12 protein-coding genes are annotated in these 19,902 nt (G+C 60.2%); 2 read left to right on the top strand and 10 right to left on the bottom strand.

Annotated features, from left to right (window positions below; translation table 11 throughout):
* From malQ to AD662_RS15620, 7 genes are all read right to left on the bottom strand, one after another.
* The coding region (gene malQ / locus AD662_RS15650) for a 4-alpha-glucanotransferase (protein ID WP_053188626.1) at positions 1-1,680 on the bottom strand (1,680 nt) is incomplete at its 3' end.
* Positions 1,677-3,479 carry a malto-oligosyltrehalose trehalohydrolase gene (gene treZ / locus AD662_RS15645; RefSeq protein ID WP_033062384.1) on the bottom strand — a complete coding sequence of 601 codons (1,803 nt, stop codon included), beginning with the start codon at positions 3,477-3,479 and terminating at the stop codon, positions 1,677-1,679. The genes malQ and treZ, both read right to left, overlap by 4 nt.
* 7 nt (positions 3,480-3,486) lie before the next feature.
* Positions 3,487-5,058, bottom strand: a complete 1,572-nt coding sequence (gene glgA, locus AD662_RS15640; protein WP_018601354.1) for a glycogen synthase GlgA — start codon at positions 5,056-5,058, stop codon at positions 3,487-3,489.
* A gap of 649 nt (positions 5,059-5,707) precedes the next feature.
* A complete protein-coding gene (locus AD662_RS15635) occupies positions 5,708-6,670 on the bottom strand; it encodes a D-2-hydroxyacid dehydrogenase family protein (RefSeq protein WP_053188622.1) in 963 nt (320 codons plus the stop codon).
* Positions 6,671-6,681: 11 nt separating this feature from the next.
* Positions 6,682-7,713, bottom strand: coding sequence for an alpha/beta fold hydrolase (locus tag AD662_RS15630; RefSeq protein ID WP_053188620.1), 1,032 nt, complete (start codon positions 7,711-7,713; stop codon positions 6,682-6,684).
* Positions 7,714-7,798: 85 nt separating this feature from the next.
* Positions 7,799-8,233 carry a YqaA family protein gene (locus AD662_RS15625; RefSeq protein ID WP_014338249.1) on the bottom strand — a complete coding sequence of 145 codons (435 nt, stop codon included), beginning with the start codon at positions 8,231-8,233 and terminating at the stop codon, positions 7,799-7,801.
* On the bottom strand, positions 8,233-8,679 hold the full coding sequence (locus AD662_RS15620) for a DUF411 domain-containing protein (RefSeq protein WP_053188617.1): 447 nt from the start codon (positions 8,677-8,679) through the stop codon (positions 8,233-8,235). Before AD662_RS15620 ends, AD662_RS15625 begins: the two co-directional genes overlap by 1 nt.
* An 805-nt stretch (positions 8,680-9,484) precedes the next feature.
* On the opposite strand from AD662_RS15620, the gene AD662_RS15615 reads away from it, so the two are divergent.
* Complete coding sequence (locus AD662_RS15615; protein ID WP_018601337.1) at positions 9,485-9,673, top strand: hypothetical protein; 189 nt, start codon at positions 9,485-9,487, stop codon at positions 9,671-9,673.
* Positions 9,674-9,682: 9 nt separating this feature from the next.
* Here the strand turns inward: AD662_RS15615 and AD662_RS15610 are convergent, their stop codons facing one another.
* Positions 9,683-10,063, bottom strand: a complete 381-nt coding sequence (locus tag AD662_RS15610) for a hypothetical protein (RefSeq protein ID WP_018601335.1) — start codon at positions 10,061-10,063, stop codon at positions 9,683-9,685.
* A gap of 295 nt (positions 10,064-10,358) precedes the next feature.
* Between AD662_RS15610 and pvdQ the strand changes: the two genes are divergently transcribed.
* Entirely contained in the window at positions 10,359-12,707 is a 2,349-nt protein-coding gene (gene pvdQ, locus AD662_RS15605; protein WP_053188614.1) for a bifunctional acylase PvdQ, read from the top strand.
* A 1,181-nt stretch (positions 12,708-13,888) separates the two neighbouring features.
* Here pvdQ and AD662_RS15600 read toward each other — a convergent pair.
* Positions 13,889-14,890 carry a FecR family protein gene (locus AD662_RS15600; protein WP_018610397.1) on the bottom strand — a complete coding sequence of 334 codons (1,002 nt, stop codon included), beginning with the start codon at positions 14,888-14,890 and terminating at the stop codon, positions 13,889-13,891.
* A gap of 160 nt (positions 14,891-15,050) precedes the next feature.
* Positions 15,051-19,883, bottom strand: a complete 4,833-nt coding sequence (locus AD662_RS15595; RefSeq protein WP_053188610.1) for a dermonecrotic toxin domain-containing protein — start codon at positions 19,881-19,883, stop codon at positions 15,051-15,053.
* Positions 19,884-19,902: the final 19 nt, after the last annotated feature.

The raw sequence follows: 19,902 nt of genomic DNA, 5'->3' as shown, positions 1-19,902 counted from the left end.
CCACCAGCCATTGAGCGTGGGCAAGTCGTGGGTGCTGGTGGTGGCCAGGGCATTGTCCGGCCAGTCGAGAATGGGCTTGAAGTGGGTGTTGTCCTGTTCGAACAACAGCACGCGCATGCCCAGGATCGAGCGGGCAATGAGTTTTTCGCGCAGGCCGTCGGGCACGGTGCCGAGGTCTTCGCCGAGCACGATAGCCTGATGACGATGGGATTCCAGCGCCAATAGGCGCAGCAGGTCGTCCACCGGGTAATACAGGTAGGCGCCATCGCGAGGTGGGGCGTCGTTAGGGATCACCCAGAGCCGTTGCAAACCCATGACATGATCGATGCGCAAGCCGCCGGCGTGGGCGAAGTTGGCCCGCAGCATTTCAATGAAGGCGCGAAAGCCGTTACGCACCAGGCCTTCCGGGGAAAACGCCGAGATCCCCCAGCCTTGGCCGGAGCGGTTGAGAATGTCCGGCGGGGCGCCCACGGTCAGGGAGGCGAGCAGTTCGTCCTGCCGGCTCCAGGCCTGGCTGCCACCGCCATCGGCACCCACTGCCAGGTCGGCGATCAGGCCGATGCCCATGCCGCTGGATCGGGCTGCGCTCTGGGCGCGCTCCAGGCTGCGGGCGATCAACCATTGGCAAAAAGCGTAGAAGCCGATCTCATCGGCATTTTCCTCGGCGAAATGGGCCAGGGCCGCGCTGCGCGGATCGCGCCATTTTTCCGGCCAGTGGCGCCAGTCGAGGCTTTCACCCCGGGCGGCGCGCTCGGCCTGCAAGGCCTCGAAGCGGCAATGGTTTTCCAGGGCTTCGCCGCTGGTGTGGCGGAAACTGCTGAAGTCTTCATGCAACGGATGCTCACCCTGGCTGAAGCCGTCGTACAGGGCACGCAGGATTTTTTGCTTGGCCTGGGCGGCGACCGGCCAGTCGATCAGCGGCTGCTCTTCCAGGGTGCGCAGTTGATTGGTCAGGCCGGTGGCGTCGATGGCGGTGCGCAGCGCACGTTCACCGAGGATGGTGCCCGGCGCGGCGTACAGGCTGTTGAAGAACAGTCGGCTCGACGGTGAGTAGGGGCTGTAGCGCCCGGTGTCGCTGCTGAACATCGCGTGCATCGGGCTGATGGCAACGGCCTCGGCGCCGCGCTCGCCGGCCACCCGTGCCAGCTCCTCCAAGGCCTGGGTGTCACCGAAGCCACCGTCACCGGGACGCCTGAGGGCATACAGTTGCGCGCTCAGGCCCCAGGCCCGTGGCGTCGGGTCGTCCACCGCATCGGCCACGCTGTAGCAACGGGCCGGCGCGACGGCCAGGGTGAAATGCTGGTCCTGGATGCTGATGTGCTGATAACCCACCGGGACCATCCCCGGCAGCTTGGCATCGGCATCAAGGTTCAGGTTCAGTGTCGCGCCATCTTCGAGTTTGATTTCGCAGGGCGTCCCGGCCTCGAAGTAGCGGCTCAAGTCCAGGCTGACCCCGACGTCGGCGGTGATCAGCGGTGGCAATTGATGGTTCTGTTGAGCTTCCTGCAATTGCAGCAGGCTGGCGTCGATTTCCTGGGCGCTGCCGGCCGGATGGCCCAGGCCGGTGAGGACCGAACGCAAGACCGCCGGCGAGACTTTCTGGGCCCGGCCATTGGCATCGATCCAATCCACCGCCAGGCCCGCTCGGCTGGCGAGGATTTCCAGTTGCGCATCGCTCATAGGCGCTCTCCAGTGATGTTGGGCAAGGTTGTCGCCTGCGTCAGACTGACCAGCGCGCTGTAGGGCGCAAGGGCGCCCTGTTGCAACAGACCCATGACTTGCTGCGGATGTTCGAAAAGAATGCGTGCCTCTTCCGGGGCATTGTGTTCGACGGGCTGATCGCCGAGGTTGAAGTCGATGCGCAACACACTGCCATCGCCCAATCGCCAGCGTGCGCTGATGGCGCCATGGCCCAGCACATCGGTGCCCAGGGCCTGGGCACCGGGCAGGCGCGGGACGATCTCTTCACGGCGGATTTTCAGCAGTTGCCGATACAGCGCCTCGTTGGCCTGCTGCTCCGGGCCTCGCGACTCCAGGCTTGGGCGTGAAGCCTCGAAGGTGCTGGCGGCGTTGGGGTCGGGAATTCGTTCGCGCTGCTGCGGATCGGCAAAGGCACTGAAGGCCTTGAATTCGTTGCGTCGGCCTTCGCGCACAAGCTCTGCCAGCTCGCCGTGGTGGCTGGTAAAGAACAGGAACGGTTGTTCGGCCGCCACCTCATCGCCCATGAACAGCAGCGGGATCATCGGTGACAACAGCAACAAGACTGTCGCTGCCTGCAGGGCCTGGGGTGCGGCGAGCTGATGCAGGCGTTCGCCCAAGGCACGGTTGCCGATCTGGTCATGGTTCTGCAGGAACAGCACGAACGCGCTCGGCGGCAGGTGACTGCTGGGCTCGCCCCGGGCTTCGCCATGGCGATTGAGATGGCCCTGGAAGACGAAACCCTGGCTCAGGCAACGGGCCAGTTGTTCGGTCGGTTGCTCGGCATAGTCGGCGTAGTAGGCGTCGGTCTCACCGGTCAGCAGCACGTGCAGGGCATTGTGCCCGTCGTCGTTCCACTGGGCGTCGTAGACATGCTCCAGCAGGTGGGCCTGGTTGTGTTCGTTTTCCACGGTCAGCCAGACATGCCGGATCGGGTCCACCTGCTCGCGCACCCGGGTCGCCAGCTCCTGGAGAAAGTCCGGGTCTTCGATGGCGTGTACCGCGTCCAGGCGCAGGCCGTCGAAACGGTACTCCAGCAGCCACATGAGCGCGTTGTCGATGAAGAAGTCCCGCACTTCGCGGCGACGGAAATCAATCGCCGCGCCCCAGGGCGTGTGCTTGTCTTCACGGAAGAACCCCTTGGCATAACGGTGCAGGTAGTTGCCGTCGGGGCCGAAGTGGTTGTAGACCACATCCAGGATGACGGACAGCCCATGGCCGTGGGCGCTGTCGATCAGATGCTTGAGCTGTTCGGGCGTGCCGTAGGAGGCCTGGGGTGCGTAGGGCAGGACGCCGTCGTAGCCCCAGTTGCGATCACCGGGAAACTGCGCCAATGGCATCAGCTCGATGGCGGTGATGCCCAGCCCGGCCAAGCGTGCCAAATGCTGTTCGACGCCGTCGAAACCACCCAGGGCGCCCACGTGCAACTCGTAGATTACGGCTTCGTGCCAGGGGCGGCCGGACCATTGGGTGTGTCGCCAGGGGTAGGCATGCGGGTCGACCACCACGCTCTGGCGATCGATGTCGCCGGCCTGGGCGCGCGAGGCCGGGTCCGGCACCTCCAGCTCGCCATCGATGTTGTAGCGGTAGCGGGTGCCAGCGGGGCAACGGGTCTGGATCATGAACCAGCCGTCGGCTTGGGGCAGTAGCGGTATTGAATCTCCAGTGTCGAGCTCGACACTGACAAAAAATGCATCCGGGGCCCAGAGGGCGAAGCGGGTGTGCTCGTCATCCAGCATGACCGCCCCGTGGGTCCATGTTTCAGGCGTCCTTGACGTCATCGTTACCTCATTGTCTGGCCGATTTTCCCAGTGACTTAGCCACCAGCTGTTCGTAAAGTTCGGCGTAGGGTTCCACGGCCTGGCACCAGTTGAACGGCGCCGACATGGCCCGGCAGCGCATGGCGTTGAGCAGGTCGGGGAACTCGAAGACCTTGAAGGCCCGGCTCAAGGCCTGTTTGTAGCTTTCCACGGTGGACTCATCGAACAGGAAACCGGTGATGCCATCTTCGATGGTGTCCGCCAACCCTCCGGTATTGCGCGCCACCGGCAGCGAGCCGAAGCGCTGGGCGTACATCTGGCTCAAGCCGCAGGGCTCGTAGCGCGACGGCATCAGCAGGAAGTCGCTGCCGGCGAACATCCGCCGCGCATCGGTTTCGTTGAAGCCGATACGCACGCCGATGCGTCCGGGGAAGCGCAGTGCCAGTTCACGCATGGCCTGTTCTTCCTCCGGTTCGCCACGGCCGATGATGGCGATCTGGCCGCCGGACTCGACGATGAACTCGGCGACCGCTTCGGTCAGGTCCAGGCCTTTCTGGTAGACCAGGCGCGAAACCACGGCGAACAGCGGGCCAGTGGAGTCGTCGAGGCCAAAGAGTTCGCGCACATGGGACGCGTTGACCGCCTTGCCTTCCCAGTCGCCCATGGCGAACTGACGGAACAGGTGGGTGTCGGTGGCCGAATCCCAGCTTTCATCGATACCGTTGGGGATGCCGCTGAGCAAACCTTGTTGGGTCTTGGCAGCGAGGAAACCGTCGAGCCCGCAGCCAAACGCCGGGGTGGTGATCTCCTGGGCGTAGGTGGCACTGACGGTGGTGATATGGCTGGAGTAGGCCATCCCGGCCTTGAGGAACGACAGTTTGCCGTAGAACTCCATGCCTTCCTGCTGCAGGGCGTGTTCGGGGATGCCCAGCTCCGGGCAGGACGCCAGGCTGACGACGCCTTGGTAGGCCAGGTTGTGAATGGTAAACAGGGTCGGGGTGCGTTGCCCGCGCCAGTGCATATAGGCCGGCGCCAGCCCGGCTGGCCAGTCGTGGGCGTGGACCAGGTCCGGGCACCAGTGGATCTGCGCGAGGTTGGCGGCGATGTCGGCGGCGGCCAGGCCCAGACGGGCGAAGCGAATGTGGTTGTCGGGCCAGTCGCGACCGTTGTTGGCACCGTAAGGGGAGCCTTCGCGGGCAAAGAGTTCCGGGCAGATCAGGACGTAGATCACCAGGCCGTCGGCCATGTCCATGCGCCCGATCTTGCAGGGCGGCAGCGCTGCGTGGCCGCCCAGTTCGCCGATGATGTGGATCGGATTGCCGCTGTTCATCACTTGCGGATAACCGGGGATCAGCACCCGGACATCATGCAGCCCAGCCATGGCCCGGGGCAGTGCGGAGGAGACATCGCCCAGGCCGCCGGTCTTGACCAGGTCAGCGATTTCCGAGGTGACGAACAATACTTTCTTGCGGTTGGGATTCTGTCGAACGACGGGGAGCAGTGCCTTGCCGCCGGTGGCCAGCACCGGTGCCGTTGGCGATTCGGCCGCGGGCGGTAGTTGAGAACGGACTTGTTGTGGTTCCAAGGCAGCACTGATCATAAATATCTCCCATTTTCTCGATCTGTTTCCGGCAAGCGCCAGAGCTGTTGTTTCATTGGCCAAATCCTGCGGCCAGGCGCACAAGCGCAACGCAAGGAAAGCGAACGGCTACCCAATGCGGCGAAGCGAATCAGCTGAAGGAGCTGTTGCAATGACCAGTGCAAGGACTGCACCAGTCGCGGTTGCCCTACCTCTAACCTGACCTGTCGCCGTTGCGAAAAGTTTCGACTTTTTTTCGTCTGGATGACCGGTTGGGTTCCCCCCCAGTTAGGCAGTCTAGGTCAGAACCTAGAGCGGTGCGGCTCGGTTCGTCGTATTGTCCGACAATCACGGTTTTTGTCGGCAATCTCTTACACGACAAAGGGGGATACGCACCGACGAAGTGCAGTTTTCTGAAAAGAAAAATGTGTATGGGGACGGGGTTGTTTCATTGGCGTGCGCGATGGAATGGCGTGATGCACCATTGAGGAGCGGGCGCGGTAGAGGCGTTTTGATGGCCATTGTCGGCGCTGAAAAGACGCTATATCTGTGGGAGCGGGCTTGCTCGCGAATGCGGTGTATCAGTCGGAAAATGTGTGACTGACAGACCATATTCGCGAGCAAGCCCGCTCCCACAGAAGGAGTTGTCCTGGGTATTTGGGGCTTAGATTCAGCCTGCCGGCGTCAGCAACCGGATCGGCTGGCCCGCCGCCCAGGCCAGCAGGTCTTCGATCATCAGGGAATAGAACTGCTGGTAATTCTGTCGGCTGACGTAACCCAGGTGCGGCGTGGCCAGTACGTTATCCAGGGTTCGGAATGGATGGGCGGCGGGCAAGGGCTCCTGGGCGAATACGTCCAGGGCGGCGCCGGCCAGGTGCCGGTGTTGGAGGGCGTCGATCAGGGCGGTTTCATTGACGATCGGCCCACGGGAGGTGTTGACCAGCAGCGCCTCGGGTTTCATCCAGCCCAGCGCTTGGGCATCCACCAGGCCGCGGGTGCGTTCGCCGAGCACCAGGTGGATCGAGAGAATATCGGCCTGCTCGAACAGCGCTTGTTTGCTGACGTAGGTCACGCCCACTTCGGCGGCGCGCTCGGCGCTGAGGTTCTGGCTCCAGGCGATGACCCGCATGCCGAACACCTGGCCGAACTGCGCCACCCGGGTACCGATGCTGCCCAGGCCGAGGATTGCCAATGTCTTGCCGTGCAAGTCGCCGCCCAGGCCTTGCTGCCACAGGCCGGCGCGCAGGGCATTGGCTTCCTGCACCAGGTTGCGGGTCAGGGCCATGATCAGCGCCCAGGTCAATTCGGGCGCGGCGTGCTTGTAGCTGTCGGTGCCACACACCTGGATACCCAGCTCGGCGGCGGCCTTCAGGTCCAGGGCGGCATTGCGCATGCCGCCGGTGAGCAGCAGCTTGAGATTGGGCAGGCGGCGCAGCAGGCCCTCGTCGAACACCGTGCGTTCACGCATCACGCAGATCACTTCGAAGCGCTGCAAGCGCTCGGCAAGGGTGTCGCGGTCGGCGGGGTAGTCATGGAGAAACGTCACCTGGCCGACACCGTCCAGTACCGACCAATCGACCACGCCACGTGCCACATCTTGCCAATCGTCTATGACTGCTATTTGCACCGCCATGGAACACCTCGTCAGGGAATGGGTTTGTCCAGCCAGCCCAACAGGGCCTTGTGGAACCGGTCCGGCTCTTCCATCTGTGGGGCATGCCCCAGATTGGGGAACTCCACCAGGGTCGAGCGGGGAATCAGCCCGGCGACCTGCTTGCCCAGTACCTCGTAGTGGCCCAATTTGGCCTTGACCGCTGGCGGCGCGATGTCGCTGCCGATGGCGGTGGTGTCGGAGGTGCCGATCAGCAGCAGGGTGGGCACGGTCAGGTCCTTGAATTCGTAATAGACCGGCTGGGTGAAGATCATGTCGTAGATCAGCGCCGAGTTCCACGCCACTTGCGTATGTCCCGGGCCTTTGTTCAAGCCAGCGAGCATATCCACCCAACGGTCGAACTCAGGTTTCCAGCGGCCGCCGTAGTAGGTCGTGCGCTCGTAATTGCCAATGCCCTCGGCGGTGACCTTCAGCTCCCGCGCGTACCATTGGTCCACGGTGCGATAGGGCACGCCCAGGGCTTTCCAGTCTTCCAGGCCGATGGGGTTGACCATCGCCAGGCGTTCGACCTGGTCGGGAAACTGCAAGGCGTAGCGGGTGGCGAGCATACCGCCGGTGGAATGGCCGAGGACGACGGCTTTCTGTACGCCGAGGGTTTTGAGCAAGGCCTGGGTATTGCTCGCCAGTTGCTGGAAGCTGTACTGGTAATACTCGGGTTTGCTCGATGTGCAGAAGCCGACCTGGTCGGCTGCGATGACCCGGTATCCGGCCTCGCTGAGGGCCTTGATCGAATCGCCCCAAGTGGCGGCACAGAAATTCTTGCCGTGCATCAGCACCACCGAGCGGCCATTGACCTTGCCTTGGGCCGGCACATCCATATAGCCCATTTGCAACGACTGGCCCTGGGACTGGAAGGCGAAGTGCTTGAGGGTATAGGGATGTTCGAAGCCCTCCAACTGGGCTCCGTAGGCCGGGCCCTCCGGCGGATTGGCGGCCTGGGCAAACAGGGGCAGGGCGGCGGTGAGGAACAGGCTGGGCAACCAGCGCGCGGTGGTGCGGGGCATGGTCAATCTCCTTGTGGCCGCCGCCGATCCTGGCGCGACCCGATTATGGCGACATTAACCACAGGCAACCGAACGGCCCGAACGTTCAGTCCATCCAGCCCAGTGTCGCCAAAGCGAGAACGCCATAGCGCAGGCCCTTGGCAAGGGTCACGATCAGCAGGAAGCGCCGCCACGGTTCGCCCATCACCCCGGCCACCAGGGTCAACGGGTCACCGATGATGGGCAGCCAACTGAGCAGCAGCGACCAGCGGCCGAAGCGTTGGTAATGCACGCGAGCCTTGTCCAGGTGGGCCGGGCTGACCGGAAACCAGCGCCGATCCTTGAAGTGCTCCAAGCGTGTGCCCAGCCACCAGTTCACCAGCGAACCCAGGACATTGCCAGTCGTGGCGACCCCCAGCAGCAACCAGACCTCGTGGCGCTCGCTGAGCAACAAGCCGACCAACAATGCTTCGGATTGCAGCGGCAACAAGGTTGCCGCGCCGAAAGCCGCCAGGAACAAGCCGATATAGGCTTCGCCCATCAGTGAGCCGGGTAATCCGCCACTACGGTTTGGGTCCCGTCTTTTTTCAGGCCAATCACTTGATAAGCATCGCTCATGCCGTCCATTTCCATGCCGGGCGAGCCCATGGGCATGCCCGGTGCGGCCACGCCGAGCAAGTCATCGCGCTTGCTCAAGGCCAGCACCTGATCAGCCGGGACATGGCCTTCGACGAATTTGCCGTTGATCTCGGCGGTGTGGCAGGAACGCAGATTCGGCGCGACCCCCAGACGCTGCTTGACCGAACTCATGTCGGCCTCGACATGGTCGTTGACCTTGAAGCCATTTTCTTGCAGATGTGAAACCCATTTTTTGCAGCAGCCGCAGTTGGCGTCGCGGTGCACATCAATGGTGACCGGTTCGGCGGCCTGGGCCAGGGTGGTCATGAACAGGGCGCTCAAGGCGAGCAGGTGCGGGGGGTTGGCCATGGAGGTGGTCTCTTGTCGAACGGTTTGGAGAGAGGATAACAGAGTAGTGAGCGCGAGCTGACGGGGGGCTGAGGCGGGGATTACAGAATTGTCAGGTTGCAAGGGCGAAAAAATCCTGTGGGAGCGAGTACGACCGGGAGAACCAGGTCGGCTGTCAGGCCGCCTCGCGAGCAAGCTTTGCTCCCACAGGTTCTGCTCAAACAGATCTGACGGGTGTACGACCGTAAGAGCCAGGCCGGCTGTTAGGCCGCCTGGCTTTTGTTTTTGATCTGGGACGCCCCGTTAACCACGATGGCTGAACGCAGGCATTGTGGAGTGGGCAACCCGGCATGGATGCCGGGTTAGCCGCGCTGGGCCATGGATGGCTCTTCGCGGCGGGCCCACGGAGCAATGCCGGAGTGAGGGCACACCGAGCCTAGGCGAGGTGCCGAGTGGTGGGGCAAAGCGCTTTTGGTTACTTTTGGCTGGTCCGGCTCCCGGCTCTTCCAAAAGTGACCCGCTGTAAGAGCGGAACCATAAGCCGCCGTTACCGCAGCAATGGATATGTACCCGGTCAACAAACCCTAGGCCAACTGTTCGGTCACCGCGCTCTGTTGCTCGGCGGCGGTGGCGATCTGGGTGTTCAGGCTGTTGATAGGCTGATACGACGGAACATACATAATTCCTCATGATTAACCGCCGCGGTTGCGCGAATACGCTCCTTCGGCTGTACCATGGGACCCCGTTGGCAGCCCGCCATTCCCGCAATACGGTATGGGCTTGGCAAGTCTTCGGATACAGAACGGATACATTCAGGAAATTGGCAATGACTCATTCACAACGTTTGAAATACTCGATTCTGATCGTCCTCGTCGTCCTGGCAATCATGCTGGGACTGTCCTGGATGCAGGGCAAGGGCATGATCAGCGAGCAGCTGTTTCAATACATCGCCATCGCCGTAGCGATCATCGTGGTGGTGATCAATGGCGTGATGCGGCGCAAGGTCAAGTCCTGAGCGCCGGCTTCAATCCTCGGCCTGGAGCACGGCCATCGCACTGGGGTGCAGGCAGTAGCTTTTATCCGGGTTGAGGGTGACAACGCCCTCGCTGCACAGGCGCTTCAACACCTCACGCACGCTGAGAAAGGACAATGGAATGTCCAGCCCCAACAACTGGCTGTGCACCCCGCGCACGCCCAGGCTGCGGTTTTCGTGGGCGGCCTTGAGCAACGCGTCGATGACTTTGAGGCGAATCAGGCTGGTCCTGAGCCCGAAGCTCTTGAGCAAACGCCTGATGTGGTCATTGCCGCCTCGCTCCGTCGGCCTGTCGAATACACGGTGGGGGGCGCTCAGCGAGACGCCGTTCGCCCTTGGCTTGCCCTCCATGGGCAGTTGCGCGTTACGCATGCAAAAACTCCTTACCAGCCTGATCAGAAAAGGTCACGGATACTCTCCTGTAATAGGACGAACGAGGACGCGCAATCATGAGGGCGATGATGTGAAAAAATTGCCCCTGCTTCGTCAAACCCCCGTGTTCAAACGGTCGCCAGCCATTAATTTTTTTTCATCCGGTTCGTTTTCAAGGTAGGCACATTCCGGTTCAGCACGCGGCATGTGATTTCCCAGGCGGGTCGAGTGTTTGTCTACTGGCGCACCGGTAGCCGTCCTGGTTTCTGAAGTTTCATCAGGAGTGAACGTGAGAATGTCCGTGCAGTTATCGAGGATTGGCCTCGCAGGCGCTTTTCTGGGGATCGCCCTCGGGCTCAGCCCCGTGGCCAATGCGCAAGACGATGGGCAGCAGGCCAGTGCCGAGATCCGTCGCACCCGTTTTGGCGTACCGCATATCCGGGCCCAGGATGAACGCGGGCTGGGTTATGGCATCGGTTATGCGTATGCCCAGGACAACCTGTGCCTGTTGGCCAATGAGATTGTCACGGTGAACGCCCAGCGCTCGCGCTATTTCGGGCCGGAGCAGGTCACGGTCGAGGAGCGGGAGAACCGCGTCAGCGATCTGTTCTTCAGCTGGCTCAACACGCCGCAAGCGGTTTCCGCTTTCTGGCAGGCCCAGACACCTCAAGTGCAGCAACTGGTCGAAGGCTACGTGGCGGGTTACAACCGTGCGCTGGTCGAACGCAAAGCCAAAGGCCTGCCCGAACAATGTGCCAGCGAGTGGGTGCGGCCGATCACGGCGCTGGACCTGGTCAAGTTGACCCGTCGGCTGTTGGTGGAAGGCGGCGTTGGCCAATTCGCCGAGGCTCTGGCCGGCGCGCAACCGCCCCAGGCGACCGCGCTGACGGGCACCCCGGTCACCGGTTTCGCTGCCGCCGCAACCCGGCAGCAGCGTTTTGCCCTGGAGCGTGGCAGCAATGCGCTGGCCATCGGCAGCGAGCGCTCGTTCAACGGCCGCGGGATGTTGCTGGCGAACCCACATTTTCCGTGGGTGGGCGGCATGCGTTTCTACCAGATGCACCTGACCATTCCCGGCAAGCTGGACGTCATGGGCGCGGCGCTGCCAGGCCTGCCGATGATCAATATCGGTTTCAGCCAGCACCTGGCCTGGACCCACACCGTCGACAGCTCGAAACATTTCACCCTGTACCGCCTGCAACTCGACCCGAAGGACCCGACCCGCTATCTGCTCGACGGCAAGTCTGTGCCGATGAGTCAGCAGACGGTTGCGGTGGACGTCAAGCAACCTGACGGCCAGGTGCAGACGATTTCCCGAGTGGTCTATGGCTCGCAGTTCGGCCCGATCGTGCAATGGCCTGGCCGGCTGGATTGGGATAACCGGTTCGCCTACAGCCTGCGGGACGCGAACCTGGACAACGATCGCGTGCTGGCCCAGTGGTACGCCATGAACAAGGCGGTCACGCTCAAGGATCTGCAGGATGCGGTCCATAAGATCCAGGGCATTCCCTGGGTCAATACCCTGGCGGTGGACGACCAGGGGCAAAGCCTCTACATGAACGTGTCGGTGGTGCCGAACGTCGACGCCGAGAAACTGGCTCGGTGCAGCGATCCCCGGGCCGGGCTGAAACTGATCGTACTGGATGGCGCTCGCAGCGAGTGTGCCTGGGATATCGATTCCAACGCCGTGCAAAAAGGCATTTATGCCGCCGACAAGCTTCCGCAGTTGCTGCGTCGCGATTATGTGCAGAACTCCAACGATTCGGCCTGGATGGTCAACCCTGCGCAGCCGTTGTCCGGTTACTCCCCGTTGATCAGCCAGCAAGGCCAGCCCCTGGGACTGCGTGCGCGTTTTGCGCTGGACCGGATGGGCCAATTGGCCAAGAGCGGGCCGGTGAAGGTCGAGGATTTGCAGCGCATGGTCATGGACGATCAGGTTTACCTGGCTGACCAGGTGATGCCGGACCTGCTCGGCGTGTGCGCCGGTGACTTGGGGGTGGAGGCTTCGGCGTTGGTCGAGGCGTGTGCCAGCCTCAAGGCCTGGGATCGTAAGGCCGGCCTGAAGAGCGGCCTGGGGTTCGTGCATTTCCAGCACATCATGGACCGGTTGCAGGCGGTGCCTGATTCATGGCGCGTCGCGTTCGACCCCAAAGACCCGCAACACACACCGCGTGGCCTGGCGATCGAGCGGCCAGCCGTGCTCAAGGACGTGCGCGATGCCATGCTGGCTTCGGTGGAGACGGTGAAGGTCGCCGGCTTGTCGAAGGACAGCCAATGGCAAGACGTCCAGGTGGCCAGCAGCGGCAGCCGACAGACACCGATTCACGGCGGTCCCGGGGAGCTGGGCATCTACAACGCGATCCAGAGTGTGCCCGGGGCGGACGGCAAGCGGGAGGTGGTCAGCGGGACCAGTTATCTGCAAGTGGTGACGTTTGACGGCAAAGGTCCGCAGGCCCAGGGATTGCTGGCATTCTCCCTCTCCAGCGACCCGGCGTCGCCTTATTCGGCCGACCAGACCCAGGCGTTTTCGCAGAAGCAGTGGAGTGTCTTGCCATTCACCGAACAGCAGATCAAGGCCGATCCGCACTATCAGGCGCTGATTATCCGTGAACGTGATGAGGCGGGCAGGGTGGCGACGCAATAACGGCTGTTGTGCGGTCACATTCAAACTGGATGTAGATTGATCCTCCGCTATCGCGAGCAAGCTTTGCTCCCACAGGGGATTTGTGTTGGCCGGGAAATCGCGGGCTGGCACCGATTCAAGCTGTGGGAGCAAAGCTTGCTCGCGATGACGGCGGCACATCCAACAACAAGGCCGACTGACACGCCGCTATCGCGAGCAAGCTTTGCTCCCACAGGGGATTTGTGTTGGCCGGGAAATCGCAGGCTGGCACCGATCCAAACTGTGGGAGCAAAGCTTGTTCGCGATGACGGCGGCACATCCAACAACAAGGCCGACTGACACGCCGCTATCGCGAGCAAGCTTTGCTCCCACAGGGGATTTGTGTTGGCCGGGAAATCGCGGGCTGGCACCGATCCAAACTGTGGGAGCAAAGCTTGCTCGCGATGACGGCGGCACGTCCAACATCAAGGCAGACTGACCCACCGCTATCGCGAGCAAGCTTTGCTCCCACAGGGGATTTTTTGTTGGCCGGGAAATCGCAGGCTGGCACCGATCCAAACTGTGGGAGCAAAGCTTGCTCGCGATGACGGCTTTACATTCAACATCGAGGCAGGCTGACCCACTTCTATCGCGAGCAAGCTTTGCTCCCACAGGGGATTTTTGTTGGCCGGGAAATTGCGGGCTGACACCGATCCAAACTGTGGGAGCAAAGCTTGCTCGCGATGACGGCGGCACATCCAACAACAAGGCCGACTGACCCACCGCTATCGCGAGCAAGCTTTGCTCCCACAGGGGATTTTTTGTTGGCCGGGAAATCGCGGGCTGGCACCGATTCAAGCTGTGGGAGCAAAGCTTGCTCGCGATGACGGCGGCACATCCAACAACAAGGCAGACTGACCCACCGCTATCGCGAGCAAGCTTTGCTCCCACAGGGGATTTTTGTTGGCCGGGAAATTGCGGGCTGACACCGATCCAAACTGTGGGAGCAAAGCTTGCTCGCGATGACGGCGGCACATCCAACAACAAGGCCGACTGACACGCCGCTATCGCGAGCAAGCTTTGCTCCCACAGGGGATTTTTTGTTGGCCGGGAAATCGCGGGCTGGCACCGATTCAAGCTGTGGGAGCAAAGCTTGCTCGCGATGACGGCTTTACATTCAACATCGAGTCAGGCTGACCCACTTCTCCCACAGAGAAAAGCTTTCAGTGAGTGGCCGGTCGTTGTCCGATGGAGTTGAGGACCGGGTTGCCGTCCTTGTTCCGGGTCAGGTAGACCGGCAGCACTTTGGGCAGCGAAGGCACCAGGTTCTGCACTTCGCTGATGTTGTAGACACCACCGATACGCAGGCCCCCGGTGCTGTTGTCGGCCAACATGACGGGCCGGTCGAGGTAGCGGTTGATCAGCGGCAGTGCATCGCTCAGGGCAAGGTTATCCAGCACCAGCTTGCCGTTGCGCCACGCCAGCGAACTGTCATTGGCGTCTGTCTCACGAACTTGCGGTTGTTGGTCGCCCGCCTTGTAGCTGGCCTGCATGCCCGGGGAAAGCGGCAGGCCGTCACGGGTGAGTGCCTGGTTGCTGGTCACCCTCACCGAGCCCTCCAGTAGCGTGATCCGTACCTGATCCTGGTACATCCATACGTTGAAGCGTGTACCGGTCACACGCACCTGGCCTTGGCCGGCCCGAACCACAAACGGATGCTGTTTGTCATGGCTGACGTCAAAAAACGCCTCACCCTTTTTCAGCGTCACTCGGCGTTCGTTTTTGTAGTTGGCAAATACCAGCTCACTGCCCAGGTTGAGTTCGACCTGGCTGCCGTCACCCAGGGTGATATGGCGTACGCTGGCGCCAGCTTCGAAGCGCTGGTAGGAATTGGCAACCCAGCCCAGGTTCCAGCCGGTGTAAGCGACCAGGGGCATGCCCACGACTAACACCGCAGCGGCGACCGCCAACCGGCTCCAGCGCGACTGGGTGCGGCGTGCTGGAGCAGTCGGCGTTGACTCGACACGCGGCAGATGATCGGCAACAGCCCAGATCTCCAGCATGGCTTCGTATTCGAAAGCATGCAGGGGATCGGCATCGTGCCATTGCTTGAACGCCTGCCGTTCGGCATCGGTGCAATCGGCGGCATGCAAGCGCATGCACCAATGGGCAGCGGCATCGGTAATGGCGTCGTATTCGGCTTCCGAGAGGGGATGTTCGGTCATTGACTCTTCCTGGTTTGCCGCATTCTAACCTTCGGCATGAGCTGCCGAGAACAACCGTCATGGCGTTTACGCATCAATGAGCCTGTTTTTTTACTCAAACACTCGTTGTCGCCTACCGTCGCATACAGGGCGTGAAAAAAAGATCAACCACCCAAACCCTTCATGGCGCGGCAATTTGCCGTGATGGAGTGGGGTCGAGTTGGCGTCCCAATTCACAAATCAAGAGTGTGAGCGAGTCGGCGTTGCGAAGTATGACGTCGATGCGCTTGTCCGGCAAAATCGGATCGAGAAAATCATCGCGAGCTTTATCCATGGTTCTGGCGCCGGTTATCTTCAGGATTTCCCGGGTGGTTTGCCTGTATCCAGGCAACAGCTCCAGCTTCTTGTAGGTGTTATCCGTGCTGTCCCATTGCGTGAACAGTTTTGACTTTGGCGTGGTCAATGAAAGTCCGTTGAGTTGCAGCTCCCTTTGCTTGTCGTATTGCAACTTTGCGGCGTAAGTCGCTGTTGAAATCAAATCGAGAAATGGTAGTGCGGCGTCCAGGTAGATGATGTCGAACGTATTGAACAACTGATGGGAAATTTCGTGGATGAAGGTCGCTCCCTGGGCATGTGCATCGACATTGAAGATGTCGGGTACGACGGCCTTGTACCAATCCAGGCCCAGGTCGAAAAAAAACTGCGTGATATAGATTCGTCCCACGGCTGCCGGCTCGAGTACGAAGGCGGTTGCTCGATCTTCCAGGTGCTTGAGGTTGCCGATCACGATGCGGTCGGCATTCTGTAGCGCCCAGGATGGATCGGCCAATGCCTGGCATATGGGAGAAATCGCCGCCTCAATTTTGCTGATAAGACGGGCGTCGACGCTGTTGACCCCAAAAAACAATCTCAGGAAATGATCCAGCCGAGAGCCCACAAGTGGTTGTCGCTTGAATTGCTCAAAGTTGTGAAGGGCGTTGAATGAGTAGAACCTCGCGGTCTCCAGTGCCTGCACGATTGCATTGGCCCGGTGCGGATATTTCCTGCGTATCTCGGCCATGCCCCGTGCTTCAATGTTCAATGAACCTTTGGCCTTTAAGTCGCTATAGGTGATGGCCAGCTTCGACCCGGCCTTGCCGAATCGAATGGTTTGGCGTTGCGGGTCGATTTCCCATGTCCGGCCGTCCGGGGACTTTTTCAATAAAGGCCCTTCACCGTGTTCGTGAATGATTCGCCAGGTCTGGCCGGCTTTTGCCACTTGATAGACCTTGCCGGCGAGTGGGATAAAAGACTTGCCATTCGCCGCAACCTTATAGATCCCGTCGCTCAGGCTAAGTTGAAGATTCGAGAGGCTGACGTCCGAGGCTTCGAAGACCTGGAGGTCGGTGCGCATCGGAGCCGTGCAAGCGATGTCCTTCCAGTTTGTCGCGGGTGTAGCGTTTCCAGAAACCGGTTCGATAGGGTCGAGAAGACCGAATGTATCCTCGCGGTTCAAGAAGCCAAGCGAGACCATCTCCGCGGCGCCTGCGATAAAATTGTGCAGGCCTGTTTTCCAGTCATGCTGTTGCAAGGCTTCGGCTGAGCCCTTGAAGTCCTGATAACTCTCCCAGAGCGTTTCCAGGAAAGTCAGTTTGGCCGGTAACTGTCTACCCAACATCCTGACCCCGGAGCTGAACAGATGCAGCACCGTTGCCCAATCAGACTGACGATGGTCCTGGTTTTGCGCGGTCAACATATCTGCCAGCAATGTTGCGTTGTCGTCATACAGCGTATGCAGAATATTTGTATTGATGGGGCTGAAGCCCAAGGTCATTTCCGATTGTTTTCCGCGCGTGGACGCGAAGAGATTTTTGAACGTGGCTTGCTGGTCCTGGGGAAGCCGACGAATCAACAAATCCTGGAGCGCGCCGGGTGTATTGAATGCCGCGACGATGCTCGCTTCATCCTTGAACTCCTGTAACAGCTCGCCGTCATGGTAGGGCGAATACAGGACGTGAGGGCTGGTCGCATCGGTGGCCGAACTGAACAGGTAAAGCCCCAATGCCTTGATCGCGGCACCGCCTTCGGTTTTGATCAGCTCCAAAGGGCGGAAGAATGCGCTGACGCCCTCGACCGCTTGACGAGCGATGGCGTCCGGCATGTCCATGACTTGCCGGAACAGGTCGAATGCCGGAGGGGAAAGGTGTTGCTGTAGATACCGTGCGTGAGCGTACTGCAACAATTGCCACGGCAACTGTTGCCGAAAGCGCCGCTTTCTCGGCTGGACATCCACAATACTGTTGGAAAGTGCTTGGGTTACATGGTTTTTATAGGTGGTCGGGATATCCAGCGACGACAACATTTGCCGTACGGCGGTCTCGTTCAAACCATCGGGCAACGGCTGCGTGGATGTTGATGAAACCTTGAAACCCTTTTCGGTCACCTCGATGTGATTCAACGCAAAATCGGTCAGCGAGCTGGCCGGTCCCACGATCGCGAGGTTGGGCGTGATCTGGATCGTTTCGGGGTTCAGGTTTTTCCGAGGAAAGCGCGTATCCAATAGCGTTTGCAGTGTTTTATGCACATAGGTACGCAGGGGCTCGATACCGTCCAGGTAATCCTTGCCATCGGACACGCTGTTTTTATATTGCTCAAGCACTTCGATGTGCAGGCGTTTTTCTTCAAGGGACGCAGTGCCAAGCCAGGCAGGGAGTTTCTGTTGCCGTTCATTTGCCTGAGCGATAGCGGTAGCGCGTTTCAGATTGGTGGGCGCGCCTTTGTTCAGGAGCGCCTGAAGACTGTTGACCAATGCCGATCCGGTCAGTTGCCAATCACCGGCTTCTAATGTGCTCAGATAGCCATACTCGGCCTCAAAGTATTTGATAAACGAACTCATCCGATTGATCAGTACGTTGTCTTCGATCAATTCATAGGCCTGGAGTTGGTAGCGCCTATGGGGCAGGCGTTGAGTGACCGTTAAATTTTCAAGCAATGCAAAGCGTCTTTGGGAGTCGAGCAGATCTTGATTCAATTGCCGGGTGGCCACCTCGACGGAAGGAAAAGCCCGCAAGCCATCGGCAGGTGTCCAAAGGATTGCCATCCCTGAGTGGGGAGTATCCAGCCCTCCACGCTCGGTTAATAAAAAACAATTGGCGAGCGGCAGCAGGACCGTTCGGCCTTTTTCGCCACAGGCGAGCGTCAACGAATAGACATCCGGCCGAAAGCCCCTGACCGTTTTGCGTTGCGAGCGGTCCGGGTAGTCTGGGTCGTAGACGAAAACTGTTCTGATCAGATTATTCGCAATCGACGGCAGACTCGAACCAAGCTCCCTGAGTTCGGCCTCGGCGCGGATACCCAAAGAAAAAACATTGGTCAGCTCAGCCAGTAGCGGCCTCAGTCCGTTGTGCAGCGAAGCGTTGGAGGACGTTGGTAACTGACTAAAGAGACCGTCGAAAGCCGCTTCCACATCGGTATAGCTCTTGCCCCTTTTTTCCAGTTGATCGGCCATGAAATTGGATGGGCGCAGGTCCCCATGAAACGCGGGACGAGTTCCCCAATGTCCGGCGGTTGGCTGCGCCAAGAGTCGTTTGTTGATGAAAGCGCGTATATCCAGCGCCTTGTCAATGAACGAGTGGATGTCGACATCGGCCTGGCGAGACATCTCCAATGCGTAATGGAAGTTATTCTTCTGCTTTTCAATTATCGCGCTTGCCAGGGTTTCGGCGACCGGTAAGTCCAGTGACTTGCCCGAAAGCTGCGGCTCATCGAAGCGCTGGAAGCGGTTACGCTCTTCCAGGCTCAAGAGGCTATAGATTTTCTCTTTTTCTACAGTGCTTGCGGATTGACCGTACAACCTGTCCTTGAAGCCCGAATAGTTGGTGATCTTTTGAACGCCGTCGAGGGGCGTATAAAGATAATGCCCCTTGGCGCTGATCATCATGGAGCCGGCAAGCTCCACGTAGTTCGGTTCATACTCCCAGAGTCGAATCGTTTCGATGAACAGCAGTGTTTCGTCTCGGCGAGAGGGACGGAATAACCGAAACAGCTCACGACTCTGCTCATCCGTCAGTTGTCCTTTCTCCCGTTCGATCAGGATGGACGCCCATAACCCATCGTGAATGACGCGAGATAGAAGTTTGCGTCGTGATATATAGAAAGAGGCGGCTCTTCCCTCCCAAAAGGCATCGATGCAGCTGATCAGCGTTGGAATCAGTGTGGTGGCAGTGTCCCTTATGAAGCTTTCCCATTGCCGCGCGGTGTAGGACGATGCAGGTGTACCCGGATGAGTCAGATCGATGTCATGCCCGGCACGCCACCCCTGTTGATGGAAGTAGTCCAGGACTGCATCGCTCAGCGGGATGCTTTCAGTCACCGGGATTGCCTTTGGATCTTGCGGGTGAATCTCCTTGGTGAACGCCACGCGGATCTGTCGATGATCCAGGTCCGGCAGCGCCTCGTTCAATACCTGGTCAAGCATCGATCTTAACGAGGGCAATTTGATCAATTCATTCACCATGACCAGGGCATTGAGGCTCTGGGCGTGCTCGATGGATTCGAGCTGGGTCTTGAAAACATCCTCTTCGATGAGTTGCCGGGTCTGCCTGATGTCAGTGGTGCTGTTCAGCTCGCTGCGTTGGGAAATCGACAAGAGACGAAACAGGTCGTCGCGTTGCGCAGTGTCCCGGCGCATCCGGTCAATCTTTTCTTCGAGGGATGCCAGGTTGTCGAATTTTTCGATGCCACCACTCGGCGTGTAGAGGAACACCGGGTGGGTGCTGGTTTCGCTGCTGTTAGACGAGGTGCTGAGGACAAAGCAGCCGGCCAGTGCAATGGGCGGTTTTTCATCGGCTTGCAACAGAATGGTTTCGGCGAACATCGGGGGTGTCTGCGCTGCGCGCTGGGTGTGGCCGGGCAGGGCGATGTGCTGCAGCCAGTCGAGGTCGGCCTGTGTCAGGCCGTGGGTGGCGGTCAATTCGTCCAGGCGACGGGCGCGCAATACCTCGGGAAATAAAAGTGGCGTGGTTTCAGTGAGCATCGTGGCTTCTCGATCAGGG

This window comes from Pseudomonas kilonensis (assembly GCF_001269885.1).
Lineage (GTDB): Bacteria > Pseudomonadota > Gammaproteobacteria > Pseudomonadales > Pseudomonadaceae > Aquipseudomonas > Aquipseudomonas kilonensis.
The sequence above is the reverse complement of the archived record's forward strand: the minus strand, read 5'-3'. Positions and strand labels throughout refer to the sequence as shown.

Bases quoted from the DNA above. Each gene is read 5' to 3' on its own strand.
- treZ (WP_033062384.1), bottom strand. From the start codon at position 3,479: ATGACGTCAAGGACGCCTGAAACATGGACCCACGGGGCGGTCATGCTG.
- glgA (WP_018601354.1), bottom strand. From the start codon at position 5,058: ATGATCAGTGCTGCCTTGGAACCACAACAAGTCCGTTCTCAACTACCG.
- AD662_RS15635 (WP_053188622.1), bottom strand. From the start codon at position 6,670: ATGGCGGTGCAAATAGCAGTCATAGACGATTGGCAAGATGTGGCACGT.
- AD662_RS15630 (WP_053188620.1), bottom strand. From the start codon at position 7,713: ATGCCCCGCACCACCGCGCGCTGGTTGCCCAGCCTGTTCCTCACCGCC.
- AD662_RS15625 (WP_014338249.1), bottom strand. From the start codon at position 8,233: ATGGGCGAAGCCTATATCGGCTTGTTCCTGGCGGCTTTCGGCGCGGCA.
- AD662_RS15620 (WP_053188617.1), bottom strand. From the start codon at position 8,679: ATGGCCAACCCCCCGCACCTGCTCGCCTTGAGCGCCCTGTTCATGACC.
- AD662_RS15615 (WP_018601337.1), top strand. From the start codon at position 9,485: ATGACTCATTCACAACGTTTGAAATACTCGATTCTGATCGTCCTCGTC.
- AD662_RS15610 (WP_018601335.1), bottom strand. From the start codon at position 10,063: ATGCGTAACGCGCAACTGCCCATGGAGGGCAAGCCAAGGGCGAACGGC.
- pvdQ (WP_053188614.1), top strand. From the start codon at position 10,359: ATGTCCGTGCAGTTATCGAGGATTGGCCTCGCAGGCGCTTTTCTGGGG.
- AD662_RS15600 (WP_018610397.1), bottom strand. From the start codon at position 14,890: ATGACCGAACATCCCCTCTCGGAAGCCGAATACGACGCCATTACCGAT.
- AD662_RS15595 (WP_053188610.1), bottom strand. From the start codon at position 19,883: ATGCTCACTGAAACCACGCCACTTTTATTTCCCGAGGTATTGCGCGCC.